The sequence below is a fragment of the Nocardia sp. NPDC004582 genome (assembly GCF_053602115.1).
Genome location: NZ_JBSGCY010000018.1, coordinates 51,569 through 71,245, shown reverse-complemented (window position 1 = coordinate 71,245; position 19,677 = coordinate 51,569). Strand labels below are relative to the sequence as shown.

The 19,677-nt window shown below is 70.4% G+C and carries 12 protein-coding genes; all 12 read right to left on the bottom strand.

The genetic code is table 11. The features are described from left to right. The coding region (locus ACWELJ_RS08265; RefSeq protein WP_452365488.1) for a PfaD family polyunsaturated fatty acid/polyketide biosynthesis protein at positions 1–1,478 on the bottom strand (1,478 nt) is incomplete at its 3' end. Continuing rightward, positions 1,472–3,247, bottom strand: coding sequence for a beta-ketoacyl synthase (locus ACWELJ_RS08260; RefSeq protein WP_452365487.1), 1,776 nt, complete (start codon positions 3,245–3,247; stop codon positions 1,472–1,474). The genes ACWELJ_RS08260 and ACWELJ_RS08265, both read right to left, overlap by 7 nt. Before the next feature lie 590 nt (positions 3,248–3,837). Continuing rightward, the gene (locus ACWELJ_RS08255; RefSeq protein ID WP_452365486.1) at positions 3,838–9,993 is read right to left on the bottom strand and encodes an SDR family NAD(P)-dependent oxidoreductase; all 6,156 of its coding nucleotides are present in this window, start codon (positions 9,991–9,993) and stop codon (positions 3,838–3,840) included. Between the two features lie 25 nt (positions 9,994–10,018). Continuing rightward, positions 10,019–10,627 carry an SGNH/GDSL hydrolase family protein gene (locus ACWELJ_RS08250; RefSeq protein ID WP_452365485.1) on the bottom strand — a complete coding sequence of 203 codons (609 nt, stop codon included), beginning with the start codon at positions 10,625–10,627 and terminating at the stop codon, positions 10,019–10,021. 29 nt (positions 10,628–10,656) lie between these two features. Continuing rightward, entirely contained in the window at positions 10,657–11,895 is a 1,239-nt protein-coding gene (locus ACWELJ_RS08245) for an NAD(P)/FAD-dependent oxidoreductase (protein WP_452365484.1), read from the bottom strand. A gap of 140 nt (positions 11,896–12,035) precedes the next feature. After that, positions 12,036–13,832 carry an AMP-dependent synthetase/ligase gene (locus ACWELJ_RS08240; protein ID WP_452365483.1) on the bottom strand — a complete coding sequence of 599 codons (1,797 nt, stop codon included), beginning with the start codon at positions 13,830–13,832 and terminating at the stop codon, positions 12,036–12,038. 47 nt (positions 13,833–13,879) lie between these two features. Then, positions 13,880–14,518, bottom strand: coding sequence for an HAD-IA family hydrolase (locus ACWELJ_RS08235; RefSeq protein ID WP_452365482.1), 639 nt, complete (start codon positions 14,516–14,518; stop codon positions 13,880–13,882). Between the two features lie 67 nt (positions 14,519–14,585). Beyond that, the gene (locus tag ACWELJ_RS08230; RefSeq protein WP_452365481.1) at positions 14,586–15,518 is read right to left on the bottom strand and encodes a LysR family transcriptional regulator; all 933 of its coding nucleotides are present in this window, start codon (positions 15,516–15,518) and stop codon (positions 14,586–14,588) included. A 116-nt stretch (positions 15,519–15,634) separates the two neighbouring features. After that, positions 15,635–16,459: an MBL fold metallo-hydrolase gene (locus ACWELJ_RS08225; protein WP_452365480.1), complete on the bottom strand. Its 825-nt coding sequence runs from the start codon at positions 16,457–16,459 to the stop codon at positions 15,635–15,637. Positions 16,460–16,555: 96 nt separating this feature from the next. Further along, positions 16,556–17,368 carry a carbohydrate ABC transporter permease gene (locus ACWELJ_RS08220; RefSeq protein WP_452365479.1) on the bottom strand — a complete coding sequence of 271 codons (813 nt, stop codon included), beginning with the start codon at positions 17,366–17,368 and terminating at the stop codon, positions 16,556–16,558. Next, a complete protein-coding gene (locus ACWELJ_RS08215) occupies positions 17,358–18,305 on the bottom strand; it encodes a carbohydrate ABC transporter permease (RefSeq protein WP_452365490.1) in 948 nt (315 codons plus the stop codon). The genes ACWELJ_RS08220 and ACWELJ_RS08215 overlap by 11 nt, the downstream gene beginning before the upstream one ends. After that, a complete protein-coding gene (locus ACWELJ_RS08210) occupies positions 18,305–19,669 on the bottom strand; it encodes an ABC transporter substrate-binding protein (protein ID WP_452365478.1) in 1,365 nt (454 codons plus the stop codon). The genes ACWELJ_RS08215 and ACWELJ_RS08210 overlap by 1 nt, the downstream gene beginning before the upstream one ends. Between the last annotated feature and the right edge of the window lie 8 nt (positions 19,670–19,677).

Sequence of the window (19,677 nt, the reverse complement as noted above, 5' to 3'; positions counted from 1 at the left end):
GTGACCGCGGTGCCGCGCATGAGCTGCGCGGCCAGCTCCGCCACCTGCCGGTTGCGGGCCGGGGCCAGATAGGACCCGGCCGCCCAGGCGTTGAACGCGCCCATGGCCGGGCCGCACCACACCTGGTAGTCGGTGGCGCGCTCGGGATCCCCGGCGATGCTCCAGGCCGAGGACAGGCCCAGGTACCAGCGGAAGATCAACGCCATCTTGCGTTTCGGGTCCCGTTCGGCGCGGACCAGCTGCTCGGGGTCGCGTTCGGTGAAGAACTCGACGCAGCCCGCCCACACCTGGTCCAGCGGTCGCTGGAAGGTACGTTGTTCCAGCAGGATTCGCTCCGCGGCGGGGATGTCATCGATCGATTCGCAGGCCCGGTAGAGGTCGTAGAGCTGTCTGGCGCGGGAGGCGAACAGGGTGCCGCGCTTGAGGACCTGCACGTCCACGCCCATCTCGAACATGTCCGCCGAGGGGGCCATGGCGCAGTCGGCGCTGCCCGCGGTGACCAGTAGCTGCTTGGTCGACTCCGATTGCCCCGCTTCGACAGTGGCCTGATTGATCGAGCCGGTGACGATGTAGGAGGCGCCGAGCGACAGGGCGGCGAAGGCGGCCGTCGGGGTGCCGATGCCGCCCGCCGCGCCGATCCGGACCGGCTCGGGGTAGCCGAGCTCGGACTGGACGCGGTCGCGCAGGGCGATCAGTTCGGGCACCAGCACGGTCAGGGGCCGGCGGTCGGTGTGCCCGCCCGAATCGGCCTCGGCGGTGATGTCGTCGGCCATCGGGACCCGCCGGGCCAGTTCGGCCTGCTCGGCGGTGACCAGACCGGCCGCGACCAGGTCCCGGACCATGGGTTCGGGTGCCGGCCGCAGGAACAGTTCGGCGACCTCGGGCCGGGAGACCTTGGCGATCACCTTGTTCTCGGCGACCACGCGGCCCGCCCGCGGGACCAGACCCGCGAGCCGGTAGTGCACCACCTGCGGCGTCAGGCTCATGAACGCCGACGCCTCGACGCACCGGACCTGGTGGCGCAGGCACAGATCCACCGTGGCCCGCTCCAGGGCGAGTTCGCTGGGCGAGTGGATCAGGTTGCAGGCGAACGGCATCCCCGGCGCCTGGCGGCGGATCTCGCCCAGCGCCTCGTCGACGCGCCCCGGCAGCACCCCGGCCGCGCCATAGGACGCCAGGATGCCCGCGCGGGCCAGCGCGATCACCATGCGGGCCGAGGCGATGCCATTGGCCATGGCCCCGGCCATGTAGGCCTGGCGGACGCCGTGGGCGCGGCGGAAGCCCTCGTCCCCCAGGACCTCCGGCCGCCCGGCCGGGACGGCGGCCAGCACCTGCGCGGTGCGCGCCGCGGCCGGATCATTGGTCGTCGCGAGACCGGATTCGGTGCGCACCAGGAAGAACGGGTCTTCCAGGCGCAGCAGCGCGGCCTGCACGCCCGCCACATCGGCGGACATTCGGGTGGGTACGGCGCTCACCATGGCAGCGCTCCTTCCGCACGCAGTTCGACTGCGATATCGCTGAGTTCGTAGATGCGCAGGCCGGGCTTCCACATGCTGGCCTCGCCGACCACACGGACCCGGCCGGGCCGCCGCTCGACCCGCTTCACGTGGACCTCGAGGGTGTATTCCCCGTCGGTGGGCAGGAATTGGCCGCGGTACTTCCAGGTGAACGGCAGTCCGGCGGGCAGTACGAAACCGGGGTTGCGCAGGCCGTCGGCGAATCCGCTGTCCAGCACCCATTCCTGCATGGCCTGGACGCAGGCTTCGATGCCGAACGAGCCGGGGATCACCGGATCGAAGCGGAAGTGCCGCGCGAACACCCAGTGCGACGGGTCGATCGGCTGCACCGCGTGCAGGTAGCCCTGCCCGTAGCGGCCACCGCCGTCCACCACCCGCACCCGGTCGAGCAGGGCCAGGTGGTCGCGGGAGACGAGACGGGCGTTCGGGTCGGCGCGGCGGGCGGCCACGTCGATGATCCGGGACGAGGGCGTGCCGTCCTGGCTGTCGAGCCAGGTCGGGACATGGCGTCCCGCGTCCAGTCCGGTCTGGTTGGCCATGGCGGCATCGCTGAAATAGCCGAAAAGCGTGTCGCCGGAATAGAAGGGCTCGCCGTCCACGGTCATCGTGTATTCGAAGTTCTGCAGGGTCGAGCCCGGGACCGGTGAGGTGGACAACAGCCGCGAGTGCTCGACGATGGTCTTGTCGCGCAGATCCACCTCGCGCAGCACCGTGGCCGTCCCGCCCAGATTGCGCAGGCTGACCGTGGCGCCGGGATCGTCGAGGGTGGGTCCGAGGTAGTAGCCGAGCAGCAGGGCGGCCTGCAGGGAGGTCTCCATGTACACGCAGTTGGGCATGGAGGCGTTGGCGGTGTCGCGGTAATACCAGGAATCGGCGGGCGAGTCGTATTCGGTTCGGTGCGAACCCGAGTCGAGCTTGCCGCGGGTGCCCGACATCTCCATGAACCGGTCCACCAGCAGCAGCCCGCCGTCCGGCGGACGGGTGGCCTTGCGCGAGCTGTTGTCGCTGAACTCCGGACCCATGCCGATGCCCTGATCGCCGCGGCACATGTGGGCGAGATGGAATTCGCTCAGCAGGGCGCGCTCGCCGAAGCGGCCGACGCGGCCCAGCCAGCGCGCGGGGACGCCGCCCGGTTCGGGGCCGATCGGCACACCCGGCTTCTCGACCACTGCCACGGTGACGCCGCGCACCCAGCCGAGCACGGTACCCGCCGCCGAAACCTGCGCGTCCACACGCACATACGGTCTGGGCACCAGGTCGAGCTCGGTGACCTCCACGACGAGGTCGAGCTCACCGGCCGCCGGGGACGCCAAGTCCAGCGCCACCGGCTGTTCGGGCAGTCCCGGCGCGGTGCGTTCGAAAGTGGCGTCCACCAGGCACAGATGCAGGCCCGCGTGGAGCGCGAAGATCTGCGCGGCCTGGACGACGGCCTCGACCACCTCGTCCGACTCCACCGCCGCGGCGGTGCGGGCGGAAGGACGCAGGAGCGCGGTCAATCCGCCTCTGCCCCAAGCCCCGCCGTACACGTCCAGTCCGTGCACCGCGGCGATCGCGGCGTCGCTGACGCGGATATCCGGGTTCGCGTCGTCCTGGGCATAGCGGTCACCGAACACCGCCGCGATGTCACCGGCGGCCAGCTTCGCCAGCGCCGCGGCATCGAGGTCGGTGACCGTGGTACGGGCAAGCGGCTTGAACCGAGCCTCGCTGTCCACCCGCGTGCCCGTGGTCACCGAGCGCGGTGCGGCTGAATCCGCAGGCGGCACAGTTTGATTCGCCGGTGGGACGACCGAGTTCACAGGCGACACGGTCGGGTTCTCGGACGACACGAGGGGGTTCGCCGGCGACACGGTTGGGTTCGCGGACGACACGAGCGGGTTCGCGGACGGCCGGGCCCCCGTAGCGCCCGGCACATGAAATGCGCGCAGCTGCATAGCCGTTTGCGCGCGCAGGACCTGTTCGTGGGCGCTGACCATGGCGAAGCGCAGGTCGCGGACCAGGCTCGCCACGCCCTCGCGCGTCGGCGGGACCGGTGCCGCAGTGACGGCCGAATTGGGTGAAGCGGGAACGGCCGGGCTGGGTGAAGCCGGGACAGCCGAGCTGGGTGAAGCGGGAACGGCCGAGCTGGGTGAAGCGGGGACAGCCGAGCTTGGTGAAGCGGGGACAGCCAAGTTGGGTGAAGCGGGGACAGCCGGGCTGGGTGAAGTGGGGGCGGGTGCGGTGTGGACGGGAACCTGCGCCGGTGCGGGCGGGGTGGCCGCGCGGGAGGTCAGGGCGAGCGGGTCGAAGGGCTCGCCTACGAAATCGAGTTCAGCGGTGTTCACTACGCGGTCTCCGTTCGGCGGTTCGCCACGGATTCGGCGAATTTGGCTGCCATGGCCGGTGTCGCCACGAACACCAGCTCGTCGAATCGCACCAGGACCCGGCCCGCGTCATCGGTGGCCGTGGCGGTCGCGGTGATGCCGTTGGCGTTTCGGCGGACGCCGTCCACGGTGAGGAGGAAATCCGTGTCGCCGGGCAGTGGCGCGTAGTAGTCGGCGGATCCGATGGCCAGGGGTAGGCAGGCCTGGCCGAGCAGCCGGCCGCCGAGCACCGACGGGCCCTGCAACAGCAGGTCCGCCAGCACCGGGCTGTGCAGGCCACCGGCGAAGGCGCGGTTCGACACCGGGGTGTCGGTCAGGTGACAGCGGACCACCAGGCGTTCGTCGGTGAACTCCAGGACTTCTCGCAGCCCTTGCAGCAGCGGGCCGTGGAACTGGGTGGCGCTGGTGTAGATGGACGCGCCGTCCTGGGCTCCGATGCCCGAGGGGTGCGGCGGCCGCGCCGGCGTGGCGCCGGGGGCGGCGGCCAGTTCCAGGGTGGCCGTGTAGTGCGAGATGGGCAGGGCGCGGCCGCTGTCGCCGCGGGCGGCGGCGTCCACGATCACGCGGCCGCCCTCGACGCGAGCGTCCGAAAGTTCCACCCAGCGGGGGATTTCGGGCGCGTCGTCGAACACGATCCCCTTGTTCACCTGGAAACCGGTGACCCGCACGACGCGCAGTCCGGGATGGGCGCGCTCGGCCACATTGATGAGCCAGCCCAGACCGAAGGTCGCGGGCAGCACCGCCTGCGTGCCGATCCGGTGATCGCCGATGACCGGATCGTGCCGCAGCGCGTCCAGTTGCCGGCGGGCGATGCGGCCGGGCGCGGGATTCGGCTCGGTGCCGCCCAGGGCGGTGGCCGCCCCGACCAGGATCCGGGTGTCGGCGCGGTGCGCCGCCGCGAACTCGTTGGCGAAAGCCCGTGCGCCCGTGGCCGGGTCGAGCAGCGGCACGCCGCGGGCGGTGAACAGGGCCCGCAGTTCGGCGGTCACCATGCCGCCGTCCCAGGCCGCCCAGTCGATCGCGAGGCCGTGCCGGTCCGGATTCCGGTGCCGCCAGCTCGCGACGAACCGGGCCAGGGCCTCGTTGGCGGCGGCGTAGTCCGCCTGACCGGGGTTGCCGAGCAGGCCGGCGATGGAGGTGAACACCACCAGGTGCCGCAATCGGTCCGGATCGACGGCGGCGAGGACGGCCGCGAGGCCGCGCAGTTTCGGCGCGAACACCCGGTCGATCTGTTCGATCGTCTTGTCCGGCAACAGCGCGTCGGCGAGGACGCCCGCACCGTGCACGATGCCGGTCACCTCGCGACCGGCCAGGGCGGCTCGCACTGCCTCGGCATCGGTGACGTCCACGGCCAGGTAACTCGCGTGAGCTCCCGCCGCGTGCAGCCGGTCGAGGGTGCCGCGAATCTCGCGGTGCGCGACCAGTTCTCCGTGCAGCCGGGCGATCTCGCGCGGAGCCGGGCGCTCTCCCCCGGCCCGCAGCCGCTCGATCACCGCGGCGCGCAGCTCGGCGTCGGGCACGCCCGCCGCCCACTCCGGCTCGTCGGCGAGCTCGGTGCGGCCCAGCAGCAGGAATTCCGCCGGGCAGCCGGCGGCCAGCGCCGCCACGCACAGGGCGGTGACGCCGCGAGCGCCGCCGGTCACCACGAAGACGTCGTCGGATTCGAGCACCGGTTCGGCGGTGGTGTCCGGTCCGACCGGCGTCGCGTCGACCGGGTGCGGGAACCGGCTCGGTACGACGGTGCGGCGGGTTCCGGTTCGATCCACGCCGACCTCGAGTGTGTCGACGGCCGCGTCGCCGAGTTCGGCGCACACCGTCTCGACCAGCTGTTCGTCGTCCAGGTCCGGGTGCACGTCCACGGCCCGGCAGAACAGGCGCGGCGCCTCGGCGGCAAGGGTTTTCACCACGCCGCCGACGCCGGCCACCAGTCCGGCGGCCGGGGCCGCCGTGCCGGTGTGTCCGAGGCCGCCGTCCAACCGGGTCAGGGTGAGGAAGGCCGCGCGGCCCGTCGTCCCGGTCAGCGCGGCGGGCGCGTGCTTGGCCAGCAGGATCGCCGCTGTCAGGGTGTTCTCCGCGCCCGCCCAGGTCGGTTCGCCGTCGGCCACGGCCAGGACGAGATCGACCGGATCAGCCAGGCCCGCACTGATCGACCGTTCCAGCGACGCCGCGTCGGCGACGTCGGAGAGGTCGATCCGTCGGACGGTCCAGCCTCGAAATTCCAGGCCCGCGACGATTTTCGGGGCATCGACGCCACCGTGGTCCGCGACGACCGCTACGGGTGCGTCGCGGAACGCAGTGTCCATGGCGTCGATGGCGGGCAGGTCGACCAGCTCGACCCGGTGCCGCAGGGTGGGTGCCGGACCGACCTCCGAGCTCGGCTCAGTGGTCGGCGACGGTGCTTTTGGGTCGACACCACCCGCCTCTCCGACCAGCACGTCCACCATCTGGTCGAGAGTTCGCAATTCGCCGAGCACTTCGGGGCCGATGACCGGCAGGTCGGGGAAGCGCTCCTGCACTACGCCGAGCACCTGGACCCGCTTGATGGAGTCGACGCCGAGGTCGGCTTCCAGGTCCATGACGGGGTCGATCAGGTCGGTCGGGTAGCCGGTCTTGTCGGCGACGACCTCGACCAGCGCGGCGCGGACGGACGCGGCGTCGAGACCCTGGCCGTTCGAGCTCGCGAGCTCGGCCACGATCGGCGAGTTCGGCTGGGTGGCAACCGGTTCCGGCGCGGCGGCGGGAGCTGGAGCCACGGCGGCGGGGGTCGGAGCCACGACGGCGGTAGCCGAAGCGACCACGGCGGCGGGGACGGCGGCGGCGGGAGCTACCGGGGCGAGGGCGGGAGCCGCGGCGGTCAGCTGCCGGGGCGTGACGGGCGCGAGGACCGGTGCGGGCCGGTATTCGACCGGCTCGCTCCAGACGGCCGGGGCGACACCGGATTCCAGCTCCGCCAGCCGGGCCAGCACTTCGGCGGCCCGCTCGTGGGCGTGGCCGATGGCGACGCTCTGATCGCGCACCGAGGCGATGACGCCGGGCAGGTTCGGGTCGTCGAGGCCGTGCTGGGCGATCAGGCCGACCAGGGTCTCGGCCACGTTCAGCTGGCTGTCCAGGTAGCGCGAGTGCAGCGCCAGGTGCTGGGCGGCCGGGTCGTCCTCGGATCGGTTCCGGGCCTGCGGGTGGACGGTCATCGGGGTTTCCTCCTGAATAGGGTGTGCCACAGCCCCGTTGCTGTAGGCCGGGGCCGGCGCGGGCTCGGTCGCGGTGGCGGCCGCGGCGACGCGGAAGCCGTCGGTCAGACCGTCCTGATAGGCGGCGCGGCGGGCGGGTGAGATGTACTCGGGAGCCGACAGGCTGACGGTCATGCCCTTGCGGGCCGGTTCCGGCGGTGTCGGGGCGTCGTAGCGGTTGATGCCGTCGAGTTCGACGCCCAGCACCGCCAGCTGGACCGCGGCCTGCTTCAGCGCGAGGTCGGAGTCGCCGAGCGGGCCGCTGTCGGTGGGGACGGCGATGGTGTCGGTGTCGGCGAGGATGGTCCGGACCAGGCCGGTGAGAACCTGCTTGGGACCGAACTCCACGAAGACGGTGATGCCGTCGGCACGCATGGCGCGCACCGCCTCGACGAATTCCACCGGGCGCAACAGCTGCCGGGCCAGGGTGTCGGCATTGGCCTCGGCGTCGGCGGCGTACCCGGCCCCGGGACTGTTGGCGTAGACCGGCACCGCCGGTGCGCCGATCGCGACCGAGTCCAGCGCGGCACGGAACCGGTCGACGGCGTGCCCGACGTAGGGCGTGTGAAAGGCCGCGGACACCGGCAGCCGGCGGGCGGTGATCCCCTGGCTCGCGCACTCGGCGAGCAGTGCCGCCACCGCGTCGGTGCCGCCACCCACGACCACCTGCTCGGGGGCATTGTGGTTGCACACCAGCACATCCGGCGTTTCCGCCAGCAGCTTCTCGACCACGTCCCGGGTCGCCGCGACGGCGGCCATGGTCCCGGCGTCGGCGCTGTCGGCGACCGGCGCCATCGCCGCGCCGCGAGCGGCCGCGAGCCGGTGGTACTCGGCGTCGGTCAGGGCGTCGGCGGCCCACAGCGCGGTGAGTTCACCGAAACTGTGGCCCAGCAACCCGTCACAGCGCAGACCGAGTTCGCGCAGGAAGCGGAACTGCCCGGCCGCCAGCGCGCCGATGGCGGGCTGGGCGTACTCGGTGCGGCGCAGCGTCGACTCCTGACGCTGGCGCAGCTCCGGATCGAAGATCGGCGGCGGGAACACGGCCGCGGCCAGGCCCGGATCCTCGCCCGGGAAGGCGGCGTTGGCGGCGTCGAAGGCGTCGGCCACCGTCGGGACATTGACCACGGCCTCCAGGCCCATGTCCAGGTACTGGCTGCCCTGCCCGGCGAACAGCGCGCCGATCTTCACCGCGCCCGGGGCTCGGCGGCGGTAGTACGCGCCCTGCGGCAGCGACCACTGCTCGGAGTCCGGATCGGCGGCGAGCCGCTCGACCACCAGGGCGCGCAGCCGCGCCTCGGTGATGTCGTCGACAGCGACGAAACCCACGCGAGCGTGCGCCGCGGGCACCGGTCCGCCGTCGACGGCGGGCGCGCCCGAGTTCAGCAGCTCGCGCAGCGCCGCCGCGTCCGGCGCGTGCCACAGGAAGGCACGGGCGGTGCGATGCAGATTGCGCACCGCCGACCGGTCCGCGTCGTATTCCTCGAGGACCATGTGGAAGTTGGTGCCGCCGAAGCCCATCGCGGAGGCCGCCGCCCGGCGCACCTCGCGGCGCGGATCGCGGATCCACGGCCGCAGCTTGGTGTTCACGTAGAACGGCGCGGAGTCGAAGTCGATCCCGCTGTTGGGCCGATCCACATTGATGGTCGGCGGGAAGACCTTGTGGTACAGCGCCAATGACAGCTTCATGACGCTGGCGGTGCCCGCCGCGCCCTTGGTGTGCCCGATCTGGGACTTCACGCTGCCCAGCGCCGCGCCGTGCAGCGGGGCCGCGTTGTCGGCGAGCAGTTCCCGCAGCGCGGTCAGCTCGGTGCGGTCGCCGACGGCGGTGCCGGTGGCGTGCGCCTCGAACAGTTCCACCGACGCCGGGGAGCAGTCGGCGTCCTCGTAGGCCCGGTCGAGCGCGATGCGCTGGCCTTCGGCGCGCGGCGCGTAGATGCTGTTGGCGCGACCGTCGCTGGAGGAGCCCAGACCACGGATCACCGCGTAGACGCGGTTGCCGTCGCGTTCGGCGTCGGCCAGCCGGCGCAGCGCCAGCATGCCGATGCCCTCACCGAGCAGGGTGCCGTCGGCGTCGTCGGCGAACGGGCTGATCCGGTCGGACTTGGACAGCGCGCCGACCTTGCCGAAGGACATGTACACGAAAATGGTGTTCTCCGTGTCCACTCCACCGGTGATCATCATGTCGGCGCGGCCGTCGACCAGTTCCGCGATGGCCACCCGCATGGCCGAGAGCGAGGCGGCGCACGCGGCGTCCACGGTGCAGTTCAGCCCGCCCAGGTCGAGGCGGTTGGCGATGCGCCCGGCCACCACATTGGCCAGGAAGCCGGGGAAGGAGTTCTCCTCCCACGGCGCGAAGGCGCGCACATAGCGGTCGGCGATCTCCTGGGCGTCGGCGGCGGTCAGGCCCGCGGCCCGCACCACCTCCTTGAGCACCGGAGTCGACAGGCGCGCGGCCAGCGGGTGCATGAGCGGCACCGGGCCGGTGGTGCCGAGCACCACGCCGGTGCGGGCGGGCCGGTACCAGTCGCCGGACTCGACGCCGGTGTCCTGCAACAGGTCTCGCGCGACCATCAGGCTCAGTGTCTGCATGGTGCTGGTGACGTCGAGCTGGTTGGGCGGCAGGCCGAACTCCAGCGGATCGAAGTCCACGTCGGGCAGGAACGCGCCGCGCCGGGCGTAGGTCTTGTCGGGGGCGTCGGGGTTCGGGTCGTAGTAGTCGTCGATCTTCCAACGGGATTCGGGGACCTCGCTGGTGCAGTCCAGGCCGTCGACGATGTTCTGCCAGTAGTCCCGGTGATTGCGGGCCTTGGGGAACAGACTCGACATGCCGACAATCGCGATCGGATTGTCGGCCAGTCGCCGCCCGATCCGCGTCGTTTCCTCGCTCACAGCTTTCCTCTCTGAGTGGCGGCGGCTAAGCCGCGGCCGGCGTCATCCCGGTCGTGTGCGCCAGCAGCTCGGCCACCGAGCGGGCGAAGTACTCGTGTCCCAGCGGGCTGGGATGCAGGCCGTCCGCCGACCACATGGCCGGATCGGCCCAGTCGGGGACGGTGGTGACGTCCAGGCACAGCGCTCCGGTGCGTGCGGTGGTCTCGCGCAGGGCGTCGTTGGCCCGGGCGAAGCGGTCCCGCAGCAGGGTCCGGAAAGTTTCGGGCACCGGCAGATTGGCCGGGATGTCCGCGTACGTGGCGGTGAAGACGACGGTGTCCATACCGGTGGTCTGGTCGAAGATGGCGGCGAGATTGCGCCGGAAACGGTCCGGGTCGTAGTCCCCGACCAGGTCGTTGACTCCCACGATGACGCCGATCACCGGGGCCTTGTTGGCCAGGGCGCGAGTCAGCTGGTGGTCGACGACGTCCTGGGTGGTGGCCTGGTAGGCGCCCAGGTTGCGCACGGAATCGCCTGGCAGCCAGAGCATGTCGGCCAGGCGGGGCACCCAGCCGTGCCAGCCGCCGCCGGGCGCGGCGTCACCGCGCCCCTCCACGAAGCTGTCCCCGAGCGTGGTCAGTCTGATGGTCGCCATTGTCCTGTCTCCGATTCGGCTGGGGGCGTTCAGGATTCGCTGTTCTCGTACATCCGCTCGGCCACCGGCGTGCCCGCGGCGGTGTAGAGGGTGTCCAGGTGCTCGGGCGCGAAGAACTCCTTGCCGTGCAGCCCGCCGCCGATCAGGCGGAAGAACTGCGTCAGGCCCAGCTCACTGGCGCCGGCGGCACGGAATACGGTCTCGAAGAAGGGCGGGGCCTTCAGTTCGGAGATCATGCAGGTGAAGTCGAAGGTCGAGCGGCTGCCCTCGTCGCGGTAGTGCTCGTACTCGGCCGCGGCCTCGTCGATGGGACGATCGCCGGACAGGCCCTCGTGCAGCCGGTCGGCCAGCACCTCGGTGTAGACCAGGGCGTCGGAGATGCCCCAGCCGGTGAAGGGGTCCTTGTGGTAGCCGGCGTCGCCGACCAGCGCCCAGCCCGGGCCGGTCGAGCGGCGGTAGAAGTTGTCGGGGTAGCGCATGGAGCGCAGCCGCTCGGCCCGCTTGCCGTTGTCGCGCAACTGCGCACCGAACTCCGGCAGGATCTGGTCGAAGACCTGCTGGAAGTTGGCGTCCACATCGGTGCGGAACTCGGCGAACCGGTCCAGCGGGCGCATGACGGTGACCAGGTGCTGATCATCGTTGGTCGGCCACGCGCCGAACTGCTGCTTGTCCATGCCGGTCCAGTGGTGGAATTCCCAGTCCAGGCCGTCGTAGTAGCTGTAGTACACGAAGCAGGAAGCCGGTCGCACCGTATGGAATTCGGCCTCGACCAGATCGCCGACGGTCGAATTGCGGCCGTCCGCGCCGACCACGAACGCGGACCGGAATTCCTGCTCGGGGCCGTCGGCGAGATTGCCCTTGACGCCGCACACACGGCCGTCCTCGAGCACCAGGCCGGTGACCGTGAAGCCCTCGATCACCTCCGCGCCCGCCTCCCGGGCGGCCTCGACCAGCAGGGTGTCGAGCACGGTACGGCGCGGGGCGTACACCTCGTCGATGCCCTCGACCTCGGCGAAGCCGCGCAGGGTGATGCCGGTGTAGGAGAAGTTCAACCGGCGAATGGGGGTGACGCCGGTGGCGACCAGCTTGTCCAGCAGGCCCCAGGCCTTCAGGCGCGCCACGCCGACCTGGTGCATGTAGTGGGTGGAGACGGTGTCGCTGGGGAAGGTCGACCGGTCGACCACCAGCACCCGATGGCCCTTGCGGGCCAGCAGCATTGCCAGCGGCGAGCCCGCGCAGCGCGCACCGACCACGATCACGTCGTACATGGAAAATACTCCCTACCTGCCGTGAATTCGACATGATCATTCTCGGATCCCCGCACCGGGGCCCTCAAGATCTGAGATTCGAATTGCATTGTGCGATTGCGGATTTCGATGAGAATCGGGTGCCGGATGACACCGGGGCGTCACGCGGATGGACGCGGGGCATACAGCGCGGAGATGTCGTCGGCGTAGGCCTGCTCGATGACCGCGCGGCGCAGCTTGAGCGAGGGGGTGAGCTGGCCGTTGTCGACGGTGAAATCACCGGACACGACCCGGAATTCACGGATCGACTCCGCCCGCGAGACCAGGCCGTTGGCGTCCGCGATCGCGGTCGCGACCGCGGCCACCACCTCGGAGTGGTTGCTCCAATCCCGCTGCGGCGCCGATGGTTCCCGGTCGCGAGCCCACTCCTCGACTGCCACCGGGTCCAAGGTGACCAGCGCGGTGACATAGGAGCGCGCTTCCCCGAGCACGATGCAGTTGCTGACCAGAGGATGCAGGCGCACCCGGTCCTCGAGCGGCGTCGGCGCGACGTTCTTACCGCCGCTGGTGACCAGGATCTCCTTGCGGCGGCCGGTGATGTACAGGTAGCCGTCGGGATCGACCGATCCGAGATCGCCTGTGCGCAACATGGTTTCGGCGGTCCTGACATCGGTGGGCCAGTAGCCGGGCGAGGTGTTCGCTCCGGAGACGAGCACCTCGCCGTCGTCCGCGATCGCGACGGTGACGCCGGGCACCGGACGGCCCACGCTGCCGTGCCGATTGGCCCGGACCGGGTTGATGGTCACGGCGGTGGCCGATTCGGTGAGCCCGTACGCTCCCAGGATCTGGATCCCGGCGCCGGCGTAGAAGGCGTCGGTGGTGGCGTCCAGCGACGCGCCGCCGCTGATCACGTACCGGCACCGGCCGCCGAAGATCTCACGGACGGCGACGAACTCGTGTTCGTTGTGCGCGCGGTGCGCGGCCGCCAGTTCCGGATCGACCGCGTCGGCCTCGAACAGCGCGCGGCCGTAGTCGACGGCCACCCGGTCGGCCGCCTCGCCGATGGCGGCCCAGCAGCGCTTGCGGATCTTCTCCAGCGCGTACGGCACCAGGGCCAGGAAGGTCGGGCGGAACTCCGGCAGCGCGTCCAGCAGATCCGGGATTCCGGCCAGCAGCCCGGTCCGGGTGCCGCCGTGCAGGCAGGCCAGCAAGACGGTACGGCCGAAGATGTGCGACAGCGGCAGCGCCAGCAGGGTCGAGGCGTCCCCGGCACGGAACAGTTCGGACAGATGCCGCACCGTATTGCCGGAGGAGGCGAACATATTGCGGTGGGTGAGCACGCAGCCCTTCGGCATTCCCGTGGTGCCGCTGGTGTAGACGATGGTGGCGATGTCGCCGGCGCGGACGGCCGCGCTGCGCTCGGCGAAGGACCGCGCGTCCGCGGCGTCGGGTGCGATCGGCGGGTCGGTGAGCAGCCGGACCGGCAGCCGCCACCGCTCGCCACCCACCCGGGCCAGCAGCTCGCGCTGTTCCGGGGTCTCCGCGAAGCCGTAGGCGGCGCCGGAATCGGCCACGATATGGGCGATCTGCTGCTCGGAGGCGGTCGGATAGACCGGCACCACGATCGCGCCGATGCTCAGCGCGGCGTAGTCGGCCACGACCCACTCGTAGCTGTTACGCCCCAGCACCGCCACCCGGTCGCCGTGCGCCACGCCGCAGCCGAGCAGGAACTCGGCGAATTCCACTACGTCGCTGTGGAATCCGGAGAAGTCGACGTCGACCCAGGCGGTCCCGGATCGACGGCACAGCACCGCGCGGTCCGGTCGCAGGCGCGCGCCTTCGCTCACCACGTGGAACAGCCCCGCCTCGTCGGGCAGAGCGTCGGCTTCGGATTCGCCTCGGGAGATCGCCGACAGGCCGTGATCGTCGACGGATGTGGACAGCAACAAGGTAACCACCTGGAGATTCGATTACGTCGAAGCTCGGTGTCCGTGGTGCCGGTCGCTTACCTCGCGGCCAGGACCCGGTCGAGCTGTTCGAGAGTTTCGGTATTGCCGAAGTGCTGAATCGCCTGCCAGCCCGCCGCTTCGGCGGCACGGCAGTTGCGCGCGCTGTCGTCGATGAGCAGGCAACGCGCGGCGGGCACGCCGAGGGTGTCCTCGGCGATGCGGAAGATGCGGGGATCGGGTTTGCGGACGCCGTGTTCGTGGGATCGCACGATCGCCGCGAACCCGGCGGACGCGGGCATCAGCCGGGCGCGGTGGGGTTCCCATTCGCGCACGCTGTTGGTGAGCATGGCCAGCCGGCACTCCGCGTCGAGGCGGCCGTTGAGGGCGTCGAACAGTGCACCGTTGAAACTGCGCTCGCCGTACCATAATTCGCTGAATCGGCCGAGATCGGCGGCCGGCGGCCAGGCCGGTGGCAGCGCCGCCGTCACCCGGCGGCCCCACTCGGCCTCGCCGAGCGCGCCGAGTTCCAGCGGCGCGAACTCGCCGCCGCCGAACTCGGCCGCGACGACGGCACAGGCCCGCAGCAGGATGTCGGCGGGCACCGCGCACTGCGCGGACACCCGCTCGAGCACCTCCGCCACCGGGTCGGTGAGCACGCCACCGAAATCACACCAGACGACCAGTTCGCTGATCACGAACTCAGTCTCACCGGGCGCCGACCCCTCGGCAATGCCGATAATCCACACGCACGGTTGGTGATTCCTATTGCGCCAGACGGGATTCCAGCTTGATCGCGGAATCCAATGGCCGCGCCGATTCGATGCATCCCAGGAAGGATCGCACGATCGGGCGGGTATCATCGGCGCGCCAGACCACGCACAGTTCGACCGTCGGCACCGGATCGTGCAAGGCCACCGTGACGGTCTGGTTGTAGCCCGCGGTGGGCGCGGCGCCCGCGCGCACCGAGGACGCGAACCCGACCATCGGCTTCACCGCCACCATGATCGCGGTGGCATTGGGATCGTCGAGCTGATGCTCCACGGTGAGCTTGATCCCGCTGCGTTCGGCGGCATGGTGGATGGCGTCGTACATGGCCGGGCATTGCTGCCGCTCGAACAGGATGCAGGACTGGCCGGCCAATTCGGCGAACGAGGTGCTCGACCGCCGTGCCCAGGCGTGCCCGCGGCCCACCACCGCCACCAGCGGCACCTGTAGCAGTGGCCGGCAGTGGAATTCGGTGGCCGCGGGACGGCCGTAGACCAGCCCGACGTCGAGCGCCCCGGAGGAGAGCGCGGCCAGCTGCGGGCCGGTGCGCTGCTCGATCATGGTGACCGTGACGTTGGGCAGGATGGCGTTCATCCGCGCCAGCGCGCTGGGCAGAATGCGCTGGCCGGCCGCGAAGTTGTAGCCGATGCGCAGGGTGCCCGCCCGCCCGAGCGCCACCTCGCGCACGGTCGTCCGGGCCTCCTCGGTCTGGCTGAGGATGGTGCGTGCGAGATCCCGCAGCACCTCACCCGCCGGTGTGAGGTTGACCTGATGTGAGCTGCGCTCCACCAGTTGGACTCCCACACTGCGTTCCAGCCGCTGGATCTGCTGGCTGAGTGAGGGCTGGGCCAAATGTAGTCGGGCCGCCGCGCGACCGAAGTGCAGTTCTTCGGCCACGGCGACAAAGGACGCCAAGAGTCTGAGCTCCATGTTTACCTCCCCTTCGGGATGGAGCTCAGCGTATCCGGCCCAGATAACCGGGGGTGAACCCGCCGAACGGCGAAATGAACGATGGGCGATACAACCGCGCCGACCGGCCGGTTCGGCTAGGCGCCGACCTCACGCACCATGCCCGGATGCGCCAGCTCGATCGGGCCCGGAAACAGTTGCGCCGCTTCGTCCATCCGGGCCTTGCGCCAGACCTCGTCACCGGTGGGCAGGTGCGTCAGCAGCAACTCGCGCGCACCCGCGGCGACGGCGGCCCGCGCGGCGTCGGCGGCGCAGAGGTGGCCGTGGGCACTGCGATCGGTCCGCTCGAGGCTGGCCTCGCTCAGGAACAGGTCCACCCCGGCGGCCAGCCGCTCGAGCGCGTCCGAGACCCCGGTGTCGCCGGTATAGGCCAGGGAGCCGTCCGGGCCGCAGATCCGCAGTCCGCAATTGGGTTTCGCGTGCGGCAAGGCGATGAACTCGCAGGTGCTCTCGCCGATGGTGACGATGTCGTCGGGCCGGTACTCGCGAATGTCGAAGGCCGCCTCGAAGACTCGGTCCAGCACGGGCAGCGACTCGGTGGTCAGCGCGGAGGCGAGGGTCTCGAGCACCGGGCGCGCGCCGACGGGAACGTACAGCGGTATCAACGGCATTCGATCCGGGAGGTCCGCGTACCACGACTCGAAGCCGGGGTATTTGGCCAGCGCGTAGGGCGCGAGCAGGATCTTGCCCAACGGCAGCAGGTCGTAGCAGTGGTCGATGTGCAGGTGACTGATGATCACCGCGTCCAGCCCGGCCGGATCGTGATCGGCGGTGAGCGCGGTCGCGATGCCGGGCCCGCAGTCCAGCAGCACCCGGCTGCCGCCGGTTTCCACCAGATAGCCGGAGCTGGGCTGGCCGTCCGCCGGCATTCCGGCCCGGCAGCCGAGCACAGTGAGTCGCATGGTGTTTCTCCGTTCCACGGGTGCGCGCGTCCCAGCGCGCACGCGATACCTGAGGTAGCGACCGGGAGCACCCGGCCGAAAGGAATTGCCGGGCGGTTACTTCAAGCCCGAACGCACGAAGGCGTTGACGATCTGGCGCTGCAACAGCAGATACAGCACCAGCACCGGCAGGCAGGCCAGGCTGGCCACCGCCATCATCGGACCCCACTGATCGCCCTCGGTGCCCATGAAGCTGCGCAGCCCCAGCTGCAGCACGCTGTTCGACCTGCGCAACAGCACCGCGGGCCAGAAGTACTCGTTCCAGGCATTGATGAACAGCACGATGGTCAGCGCGGCCAGCGCGGGCCGCAGATTCGGCACCACCACCGTCCACAGGATCGACCAGGAGGAGCGGCCGTCGATCTTGGCGGCGGCGACCAGCTCCTTGGGGAAGGCGGCCATGTGCTGGCGCAGCAGCAACAGCGCCAGTGCCGAACACAGGGTCGGGAACACCACGCCCACCAGGGAATCCAGCAGACCCATCCGGTTCAGCAGGATGTAATTGGGCAGCATGGTGACCTGGAACGGCACCAGCCAGGTGCCGACGAACGCCAGATACAGCAGTCGCTGCAGCGGGAAGGTGTACATGGCGAAGGCGTAGGAGGCCAGCAGGGCGATCAGGAGCTGCCCCACCGTCGACAGCGCCGCCACGAAGAAGGTGTTGGCCACCAGGCCGGTGATGTCCACCTTCCGCGCGGCGTCGGCGTAGTTGGCCGCCGATATTGGCCAGGGCAGCGGCGACAGCGAGGTCACGTCCTCGGGGCGCCGCAGCGCGGTGGCGAAGAGCCAGTAGATCGGGAAGACGCACACCACCGCGGTGGCGATCAGCAGGACGTGGCTACCCAGCCGGCGCAGTCGGTCAATCATCATGGAAGGCCACCTTTTCCGAGATCCACACCAGTGCGCCGGCGACGACGCCGAACCCGAGGAACAGCAGCACCCCCGCCGCGGCGCTGAGCCCGGCGTCGAAACTGTGGAACGCGTAGTCCCAGAGCAGGTAGTACACATTGGTGGTGGACTGTGCCGGACCGCCCTGGGTCATCGAGTCGATGAGCGGGAAGGTGAGCGTGGGACTGAGCAGCACGGTCGTGAGCACCAGGAACAGCAGGGTCGGTGAGAGCAGCGGCAGCGTGATCCAGCGGCAGATCTGCCGCGGGCCCGCGCCGTCGACCCGGGCCGCCTCGTCGTAATCATCACTGATCCCGGCCAATCCGGCCCACACCACCAGCACCGCGAAGCCCAGCAGCTGCCAGCCGGTGATGACGATGATCACCCACGGCGCGGCCTCGGCGTCGTAGACCCAGTTGCGATCGGTGCCCAGCACCCGGTCCACCGCGCCAGCGCCGGGATGCAGCAGCCAGCGCCAGACCGCCGCCGCCGCGACCGGGGCCACCAGGAACGGCGCGAAAGCGAAGGCCTGATAGGCGGTTCGGGCGCGGGCCGACACCCGGCGGCTGGCCAGCGCGATCAGCACCGGCAGCACCACCGTGAAAGGGAGCAGGCCCACGATCAGGATCACGGTGCGCCAGATCGAATCGCCGAACGACGGAAGCGACAGCAGCCGTTCGTAATTGGCGGTGCCGACCGACCGGATCGGCGAGGTGGGCAGCAGGTTCCACGACACCGTGGACAGTTCGACGGCCTGGACCAGCGGACGGTAGGTCCACAGCACCAGCATGCTCAGCGCGGGGGCCAGGTACAGGTAGGGCACGGCGGGCCGCAACAGGCGGCGGCGCGCCGGTCGGCGCGCCGCGACCTGTTCGGGAACGGCGGCGCCGGTCTCCTGCGGAGCTTCGAGAACGAACATCACGGAAGCAGTTTCGCGCCGGTGTCGCGGGCCGCGGTGAGCGTGGACTGCGGGTCCTTGCCCTGGAACACCACGGATTCGACGGCCTCCATCATGCCGTCGCGGATCTGCAGATAGCTGTTGCCCGGCATGGAGATCCACGGCTCCATGCGGTCGAGCTGTGCCACGTTCGGAGTCAGCAGCGGGTTCGCCTTCGACCAGTCGGCCAGACCGTTGGCGTCGCCGAGCAGACCGGTGCGCAGCGGCAGATAGCCGATGCCCTGGGAGATCTTGGTGTACGCGGTCTCGCTGGTGAGGAAGGTGATCAGCTCCCAGGCGGCGCGCTGCTTGACCGGGTCCTGGGACAGGATGTGCAGTCCCGCACCGGAATTGGTGGGAATGGTGGGCTTGCCGTCGAAGCTGGGCATGGCCGTCGAACGCAGGTCCCACTTGCCCTTCGCGCCCGCCATGAAGGTGCCCTGGATGGCGCTGGACTCCAGGATCATGCCGACGTCACCGCGGGCGAAGGCCTCGTAGCCCTGCTTCTGGTCGAGCTTGGGCATGGCCCCGGTGGAGACCAGCGACTGGCCCAGCTTGGCCACCTCGACCACGGGCTGGTCGGCGTAGACCAGCTTGGCGCGATCCTCGGAGATCACCCGGCCGCCGTTGGAGCGCACCATCGACTGGAAGCACCAGTCCTTGGCGGACTTGGTGAGGCAGTCGACGTAGACGCCACCCTTCCCGGTGCGCTCGGCGATCGCCTTGCCCGCCTCGGCGACCTGCGCCCAGGTGGCCGGCGGCGTCGCGGGATTCAGGCCCGCCTGCTCGAACAGCGAAGCGTTGTAATACAGGACGGGCGTGGACAATACGAACGGGATGCCGTAGGTGTGGCCGTCCCAATCGCTGAGCGTGCGGGCCTTGGGGGCGAAGGGGTAGCGCGCGCCGTCGAAATTGCGCGCCACCTCCTGCTTGCCGACCAGCGTGTCCAGGGGCTTGGCGCCCAGCTGGTGAATGGTGAAGTCCAGGTCGCTGAACCCGAGCTGGGCGACATCGGGCGGATTGCCGGCCACGATCTGACTCTGGATGCTGGAGATGGTGTCGGTGGTCGGGTTGGGGCTGTTGCCCTGCGGCTTCTGCGCGGTCACCTTGATGTTCGGGTGCTCGGCGCCGAACTGGGCGATCAGGGCGTTGAAGGTGTCGGTCCAGGCGCCGGCCAGGCCGTAGTTGTAGGACTCGAACACGATCGAGACCTGCTGGCCGGGAGCGAGTTCCGGGATCTGCGCGGCGGATGTGGAATCGCTCTGGCTGCCCGCTCCGAGGCCGCAGGCGGTGAGCGCGATCAGGGCGGTGGTCACCAGGCCGAGCAGGGGCACGGTGCGTTTCACGGGGTTTC